Source organism: Bacillota bacterium (genome assembly GCA_012837285.1).
GTDB lineage: Bacteria > Bacillota > DTU030 > DUMP01 > DUMP01 > DUNI01.
The window spans coordinates 1-7,765 of record DURJ01000047.1; the positions used below are offsets into that span (position 1 = coordinate 1).

The window sequence follows — 7,765 nt, forward strand, 5'->3', positions numbered from 1 at the left end:
CCGGGTACGAAATGCCCCGGCAAGGTACGATCTTGGCCACTGTGGCCGATCGCGATAAGAATGAAGCTCTTCCTTATTTAGCCCAGTTTGCCCAGCGAGGCTTTAACCTGGTGGCCACTGCCGGTACGGCCGCCTTCCTGGCTCAACATGGCCTTAAAGCTCGCGTAGTACGCAAAGTGCACGAACAGCCGCCCCACCTCCTGACTGACCTGAGCGAACATAAAGTGGACCTGGTGATCAATACCGTCACCTGCGGTCAACAAGCCAAACGCGACGGCTTCATTATCCGCCGAGCCGCAGTAGAAAACAGCATCCCCTGCTTCACATCCCTGGACACAGTCAAGGCCTACTTAACCGCCCTTGACATCCCCGCCAGCAGCACCCCCAAAATCCAATCATTACAGCAGTATCTGGGCCAAAACTAAAGCATTTTCCCGCCCGCCACCATCTCTTGGTCTGAGGTAGTGGTGCCCATAAAGACAGTCTCCATATTGCAGGGCTGGCTACAAAGCAGCCCTATTTTTGTTCTCGGTTCGTAGAAATTTCCAGGTCGGGACGGAACCCGGCCATAGAAATAATCAATATTCTTCTCTTGAAGTTCTGTCGACCAGGCGTTATACTTAAGTTGAACATTTGAGCAGTTATTCAAATGAGGTGAGATATGTGACTGCTGCGGTGAAATCAACTAGAGACCGGGACACCGGTTCCAGATCGGCTGATGTGTGCGAAGAGTTTCGCTGTAACCCTGACAAGGTAGATCACTGGAAGGGCAAACTACCACCACTAAAAGAGGTGGCTGCCACTTTTAAGGTGCTAGCTGATGAAACCCGTACTTCTATCTTGTATCTCTTGGCTCAGGAGGAGCTTTGTGTCTGTGATATTGCCACTATTTTGGGCAGTAGTGTCTCCAATATTTCTCACCATTTGCGCCTGTTGCGCGCCCAAAGATTGGTAAAGTATCGCCGCCAGGGAAAGATGGTTTTTTACTCGTTGGACGATGAACACGTACTGGCTCTCATTGATCAGGCGTTTGTGCATGTTCAACATAAAGATCAACTATAAATTCCCAGCAAAAATGGAAGGAGTTATCCCATGCGTTATGTTCTGGCCGGTCTGGACTGCGCCGGCTGTGCTGCTGAAATCGAACGAGAACTAAACAGAATAGATGGTTTGGAAAATACAACAGTAAGCTTCACCACCCGCACAATAGAACTCCCAGCCGAGCTGGCCGCCACTGCCCAAGCTACTATCGACCGGATCCATCCGGGACTAGATCTCATGCCGGCTGCAGATGGCGCCTGGCGAGAGATGGCTGCTGCCGAGGAACAAGGTGAACAGCGCCAACTTTTTATTATGGCGTCGTCGGCTGTGCTCTTGGCCCTGGGTTGGTGGCTAGGTCCTCGGTCGGAACTCCTGCGCTGGGTTCTCTTTATTCCAGCCTACCTATTGGTGGGTTGGCCGGTACTAAGACAAGCCGGGTCCAATTTGATCCGGGGGCGAGTGTTTGACGAGAACTTTCTTATGACTATTGCTACCTTAGGCGCGGTAGCCATCGGAGAACTGGCTGAAGCAGTGGCAGTTATGCTCTTTTACTCGGTAGGCGAATATTTTCAGGATCGAGCCGTAAACCGTTCTCGCCGTTCTATCGCTGCCCTCCTGGCCATTCGCCCTGATTATGCCAACATCAGACAAGGTGATCAAATACGGCCAGTACCGCCGGAAGCGGTGTCCGTAGGCGAAGAAATTGTAGTCAAGCCGGGAGAACGAGTGCCGCTGGACGGGGTAATTCTAACCGGTGCGTCTTTTGTAGACACATCGGCCCTTACCGGTGAGCCGGTACCTCGGCGCTTAAAGCCACAAGATACCATATTGGCCGGTATGGTCAACGGAGAGGCTGTGCTTACGGTAAAAGTAGCCAAGCCCTACAGTCAGTCGGCTGTGGCTCGTATTTTGCAATTGGTGGAAGAAGCCGAGACCAGAAAAGCACCGGCCGAGCAATTTATTACCACCTTTGCCCGCTACTACACTCCGGCGGTAGTCGCCGCTGCGGCAGCGGTGGCGATACTCCCGCCGCTATTCGTACCGGGAGCCGAGTTTTCCACCTGGTTTTACCGAGCCTTGGTATTGCTGGTTATCTCTTGCCCTTGTGCCCTGGTAATTTCGATTCCGCTCGGTTATTTTGGCGGTATTGGCAATGCCTCGCGCCACGGAATTTTAATTAAAGGCAGCAATTTCCTCAATGCCTTGTCTAATTTGCATACGGTGGTATTTGATAAGACCGGCACCTTAACCAAAGGCGTTTTCGCTGTAACCGAAGTTCAGGCTGCAGATGGCTTTACTAAACAGGAAGTGGTGCGCTACGCTGCCCATGCTGAAGCCTATTCCAGCCATCCTATTGCCGAATCCATCCGCCGAGCTTACGAACAAACCATGACACCGGACCCGGCCGCCCATTACCAAGATATCCCCGGCCACGGCGTACTGGCCACTGTAGACGGCCACCGGGTTCTCGTAGGTAACGACCGTTTGTTGCACCGGCAAGGAATTCCCCATAACCCCAACCTGTGCCGAGCTGCTGGAACTCATGTGTTTGTTGCTGTAGACGGCACGTTAGCCGGACAAATTGTGGTTTCGGATCAGCTGCGAGATGAGGCCCAACGCGCCACTTCTGGCTTGCGGCGGTTAGGGGTAAAAGAGCTGTTCCTGCTAACAGGCGACGAAGAAAGCGCCGCGCGCCAGGTAGCCGACCGGCTTCAGCTTGACGGTTATTTCGCCGGCCTCTTACCAGAAGGAAAAGTCCAGCAAGTAGAAGCTTTGCTGGCTCAGTCTCATCCTAAGGGCCATACCCTAGCCTTTGTCGGCGATGGGGTGAACGATGCGCCGGTAATTGCCCGGGCCGACGTGGGCATAGCCATGGGCGGCTTAGGCAGCGACGCGGCCATCGAAGCGGCTGACGTGGTCTTGATGGAAGATAATCCGGCTAAACTGCTAACAGCAGTAAATATTGCCCGCCACACCCGGCGAGTGGTTAAACAGAATATCATCTTGGCCCTGGCCATCAAGTTTTTTTTCTTGATACTAGGCGCATTTGGTCTGGCCACCATCTGGGAAGCAGTTTTCGCCGATGTTGGGGTCGCTCTGCTGGCGGTCTTAAACGCCACTCGGACTCTGCGCTACCGTATCGTCGCCAAACTGAGGTAGAAGTAGATGTAAATTGCATGAAAAAAATTTTAGTCCGCTAATAGGCCCGGCTGGGCCTATTTCTTATTTCAGCCTAAACAAACAACCCTTCCGGCAGGACTTTTGCCGCTGAATCTTGAAATTTATAGGAGCACAGATGTTAATTCTGCCAAATATGGTATAATGTATACAGTTTCCAAGCACTATACCCCACGCTAAGGCAGCGCGCTCAACACCTGCACTAATAAGTTCAGTACTAGAGCAATCTTGACAGTAAACCAGGTATTGCAGCTCCTGTTAGTTGCTAGTGCTTTTGCTTTGATAGGGGGGTTGATAGATAGTAAAAGAATAACAAAGATGTTCTTGTGGTTCGGTATGATGGTTAGCACAAGCAGTAGTTGAAAAAGTCCTACCGGATTAGTGATCCCCGGCGTAAAGTAGATGGCAGCGAGCTGGGGCTGCCGGTAGCACGGTGAATAACTTAGACGTACGGGGGAAAACTCTGGGCTACCAGCTACCCTTACTGTTCAAAGCCGGTGCATACCTACTCAGGCGCTGGTTAGCCTAAGTACGGATTCCAGGACAATGCTTCAGCTTATTTATGTTTTCTCACCGGTTTCCCAGGAATTCTACCCGATCATAATTTAAAAAAAATTTGGAGGTGGTATAGGATGAGTCTAGCTGCAGCAACTAAGTATTTCTTTGAGCAGGCTGCTGAAGGACTGAACCTAGAGCCAGGTGTAAGACAACTGTTAGAAACCCCACAACGAGAAGTCATGGTCCAGGTCCCGGTGGTCAAAGATGACGGCACTTTGGAAGTATACTTAGGGTTCCGGGTCCAGCATAACAACGCTCGCGGCCCCTTCAAGGGCGGCGTCCGGTTCCATCCCAGTGTGGACCTGGATGAGGTTCGTGGCTTGGCAGCCCTCATGACCTGGAAATGTGCTGCCGTTAACATTCCTTACGGTGGTGGCAAAGGCGGCATCGCTGTCGATCCCTTCACCCTGAACAAACGTGAACTCAAACAGATGACCCGTACCTTTATCAGTGGCATTTTCCCCTTCTTGGGTCAGAAAATCGACGTGCCGGCACCAGATATGAATACCAATGCCGAAGTAATGGGCTGGATTGTTGATAAGGCCAATGAATTGGCTCAGGACGATATTCGCGGTGTTGTCACCGGCAAACCCATCGAGCTCGGCGGCTCCTTAGGTCGTACCGAGGCCACCGGCCGTGGTGTGGCGCTTACAACCCTGCGGCTCCTCAAGTATCTGGGCAAAGACCCCACCAAGATGAGAATTGCCGTCCAAGGTTTCGGCAACAACGGCAGTTACACCGCTTACTACCTGCATCAAGCCGGCTGCCGTATTGTGGCCGTGAGTGATATCAGCGGTGGTTTCGGTGATGAAAACGGTCTTGATATTCCCGCCATGATGGAATACTGCAAGACCTCCGATAAGCATCTTCTGGCCGGCTATCCTAATGCTTCCCCAGTCAGTAACACTGAGTTACTGGAGGGTGACGTGGACGTTCTTATTCCGGCTGCGCTGGAGAACCAGATTACTAAAGAAAATGCCGATCGGATTAAGGCCCCCATCGTTGTAGAAGCTGCTAACGCGCCTACCACACCAGAAGGCGACGAAATCCTGAACAAACGCGGTATCATCGTAGTACCGGACATTCTGGCCAATGCCGGCGGCGTTACCGTCTCGTACTTTGAGTGGGTACAAAATTTGCAATCCTTCTACTGGGACGAAGACACAGTCAATACCCACCTTACCAACATCATGCATCGCGCCTTCGACGATATCTGGAACTTGTCCAAAGAACGAGACCTTACCCTACGTACCGCTGCCTATACCATCGCCATCGAAAGAGTTGTCAAAGCAATGAAAATGAAGGGGATGCTCCTCTAGTAGTCGCTCCCCTTTCCACAGACAGCAGTCCCGCTAAAGCAGCGAGCCCGGGTAGCAATGCTACTCGGGCTCGTTCTTTGTTTCGTCATAATAGACATGGTAGCCGGCTGCCCGGTTCAACCTAGTTTGAAGAGACAGAGCCGGGCTTTCCTTGCGTTGACGCCTCCGCCTAAGGCGTAACCAAAAGGCAACGGCAACAGGAACTATCCCCAGCAGAGTCAGGTAAGACTTTAGCTGTGGATACACCGCCACCGCCAGTTCTTTGATCGCTGCTGATAAACCGCCATCTTTTTGGGGCTGTGGATTAAGTCCCCTGGCCGGGAGGACATGCACATCTTCTATCCGGCTGGTCAGCGAAAACTTCTGTCCTTGGTAACTGCCGTTAGCTTCGAACGTCAGTATATACTGACCGCTGTGCCCCAAGGCAATGGTGCCGGTATAGAGTCCGTCATCGGCCAATATGTCTGCTCCGGCACCGTCGTCGGTAAGTGTAATCACCGTTTCTTTGCCGGCCAAAGCAAGTGCACAAGAGATGGTCGGCAGTTTCTCAAATGAGGCTGCAGTAAGACGCTGGCCGCCGCCGCTAATCGCCGCTTCCAACTGTAGCTGATTTTCCAGCGGATAATCCCCTGACAAAGGTGAGATAACCTGCAGCGCTAAGGTCTGAAGTGCCGGGCTTTCCTTGTCCCCGTCCACTTCCTTTTCCGTGCGGATAATACCCGCCAGCACTGCTTTTAATTCACCCTCCGTTGTAACCTGCCGGGCCGACCCGCCGGTTTGATGACAGAGCTCTTCCAACAGGCCCAGTTCCGCCGGTCGCCCTAAACACACCCCATACAGACGGCACCCGTCTTGAGCCAGGGACACAGCCGCGCTGCTCAGGGTCCTTAAGTGACGGGACATAAAGCTAGGATCTCCTTGGGAACTCGGTTTGGGATCAGGGATAGCATCGGTAACAAAGATCACTGCTCGCCTGGCCTCCAAGCGGCCCCGCTGGCTAAATTCCTTCTTGGCTGCCTCCAAGGCCGCTGCCAAGTCGGTGTCGCCAGCCGCCCTACCGATAGAGACCGCCCTCCCTATCTCTGCCGCTGTAGGCACTGCTCCTAGGGGTAGTTGCCGATCTACAGCCAAGCTAAAAACCAAAACACCCAGCCTGTCGTCCCCGGTCAGTTCTTTGGCAACCAGTCCCGGTACTTTGTACCTGAGTCCCGAGGGGTCGTTGGCAGACATGCTCCCGGAATTATCAATGAGAACTACCAAGTCAACCGCCTGGGCTCTCGGAGCTGCTCGTGCCGGCACAGGTGCTAACACCAAGGCCAAAACTAACATCAGCATAGCCGTATATTTTCTCACAGTACGAGCACCTCCTCTCACTGGAACAAATACTAAAAGAAGCTCGGTGCCCTTAACGAGTTCTGATTATGCCTTTAGTTCCCACCAGGCAGGCCCGCACCACCAAGCGTTCCCGGGAAGAGCCCGGCGGATGGCAGGTGGTAAGAGTGAGAGCATCGTAGCCCACCGGTTCCACCACGCTCCAGTCGTCCTTGGCCACAGGGAAAACTTGTTCCACATGATATACATATGTATCAGAGCCCACTGTAAGTCGAATAACGTCTCCCGGCTCCAGCTTATCGGCATGGCGAAACCAGGCACCGTAGGTGGTACGGTGGCCGGCAATGGCTACATTGGCTTCATCTGCTATTCCCGGAAGCGGACTATTCTCATACAGCCCGGGACCTTTCTTCAGCTGTTCCCGTTCCGTTCCCCTCACCACTGCCACCTCCAAGTCTAAAGCGGGAATCTCCAGAAACAGCGGCTCGGTTCCGGTGCTGACAACCGATGGGCGCTCAGCCTGTACTCCCTCTAGGGCCGGTTGCTCATCTTCTTCCAGGGATATTGGCTCTTTAGAACATATGTCTGCTGTATTTCCTCCATTAGCGGGAGGGGTCTCTCCTGTCGGAAGCACCTCTATGGATCTGCACAACTGCCATTGGTAGTACCAAGCCTGGCCGGTATGATACAGCGGAGTCAACATAATCGCTATGCCGATGATCACTAGGATGGTACCTACTATTCGCTGCACAGTTTTCATACCTTTTTCCTCCCGATAGAGCCAGAGCGGCTCAGGGGCTGGCACCTGCCCCTGAGCCGCGCCCGTTTCCAGCTCCTAAGTTAAATTAGCTTGTTACCTGCGCCGCCGCAGCCAAACACCGGTGGCCATAATCCCCATACCCAGCAGCATGGCCGGCAGTTCACTGCCACCGGTAAACGGCAAATCTCTTTTGGGAACCGGCTCTTCTTCCACCGGAATTACCGGCACGCCTACCGGAGGTTCTTCTATCGGTACTTCGATAATTGGCGGCTCGGGTTCCGGTTCCGGTTCGGGCTTCGGTTTTGGTTTCGGATCGCGATCGTCGTCATCATCTTTGGGAGGACGGGTAGTATCGCGAATGGTCACATCGGCTTGATCCGTCGGTGGGTAGTCATCACCATAATAAGCCCGTACTGTATTAGTGGTAGTGACGTCACGCGAAACGCTGGCCGCTCTAAAGGTGACTGTATATGACTTGCTGTCACTAGGCGCCAAATCACCTACACTCCAGGATTCCACACCGGCTTCACTACTCTCCTCCAGCTCAACAACTTCGTCCCCGCATTTTACCTGGATA

Annotated in this window: 7 protein-coding genes; 4 read left to right on the forward strand and 3 right to left on the reverse strand. The window is 53.1% G+C overall.

Features of this window, described 5'->3' with window-relative positions; genetic code table 11:
• The 4 genes from GX016_02735 to GX016_02750 form a co-directional block, all read left to right on the forward strand.
• Positions 1 to 425: carbamoyl-phosphate synthase large subunit (locus GX016_02735; protein ID HHT70480.1), on the forward strand; the 425-nt coding region annotated here is incomplete at its 5' end.
• Between the two features lie 295 nt (positions 426 to 720).
• A complete protein-coding gene (locus GX016_02740) occupies positions 721 to 1,062 on the forward strand; it encodes a helix-turn-helix transcriptional regulator (protein ID HHT70481.1) in 342 nt (113 codons plus the stop codon).
• A 30-nt stretch (positions 1,063 to 1,092) separates the two neighbouring features.
• On the forward strand, positions 1,093 to 3,201 hold the full coding sequence (cadA, locus tag GX016_02745) for a cadmium-translocating P-type ATPase (GenBank protein HHT70482.1): 2,109 nt from the start codon (positions 1,093 to 1,095) through the stop codon (positions 3,199 to 3,201).
• Between the two features lie 650 nt (positions 3,202 to 3,851).
• Positions 3,852 to 5,096, forward strand: a complete 1,245-nt coding sequence (locus GX016_02750) for a Glu/Leu/Phe/Val dehydrogenase (GenBank protein ID HHT70483.1) — start codon at positions 3,852 to 3,854, stop codon at positions 5,094 to 5,096.
• A 60-nt stretch (positions 5,097 to 5,156) separates the two neighbouring features.
• Here the strand turns inward: GX016_02750 and GX016_02755 are convergent, their stop codons facing one another.
• From GX016_02755 to GX016_02765, 3 genes are all read right to left on the reverse strand, one after another.
• Entirely contained in the window at positions 5,157 to 6,449 is a 1,293-nt protein-coding gene (locus GX016_02755; protein HHT70484.1) for a VWA domain-containing protein, read from the reverse strand.
• Between the two features lie 52 nt (positions 6,450 to 6,501).
• A complete protein-coding gene (locus tag GX016_02760; GenBank protein ID HHT70485.1) occupies positions 6,502 to 7,188 on the reverse strand; it encodes a class E sortase in 687 nt (228 codons plus the stop codon).
• Between the two features lie 93 nt (positions 7,189 to 7,281).
• The coding region (locus GX016_02765; protein HHT70486.1) for a hypothetical protein at positions 7,282 to 7,765 on the reverse strand (484 nt) is incomplete at its 5' end.

Excerpts from the sequence above, each read along its gene's own strand:
- GX016_02760 (HHT70485.1), bottom strand. The coding sequence starts at position 7,188 with ATGAAAACTGTGCAGCGAATAGTAGGTACCATCCTAGTGATCATCGGC.
- cadA (HHT70482.1), top strand. The coding sequence starts at position 1,093 with ATGCGTTATGTTCTGGCCGGTCTGGACTGCGCCGGCTGTGCTGCTGAA.
- GX016_02750 (HHT70483.1), top strand. The coding sequence starts at position 3,852 with ATGAGTCTAGCTGCAGCAACTAAGTATTTCTTTGAGCAGGCTGCTGAA.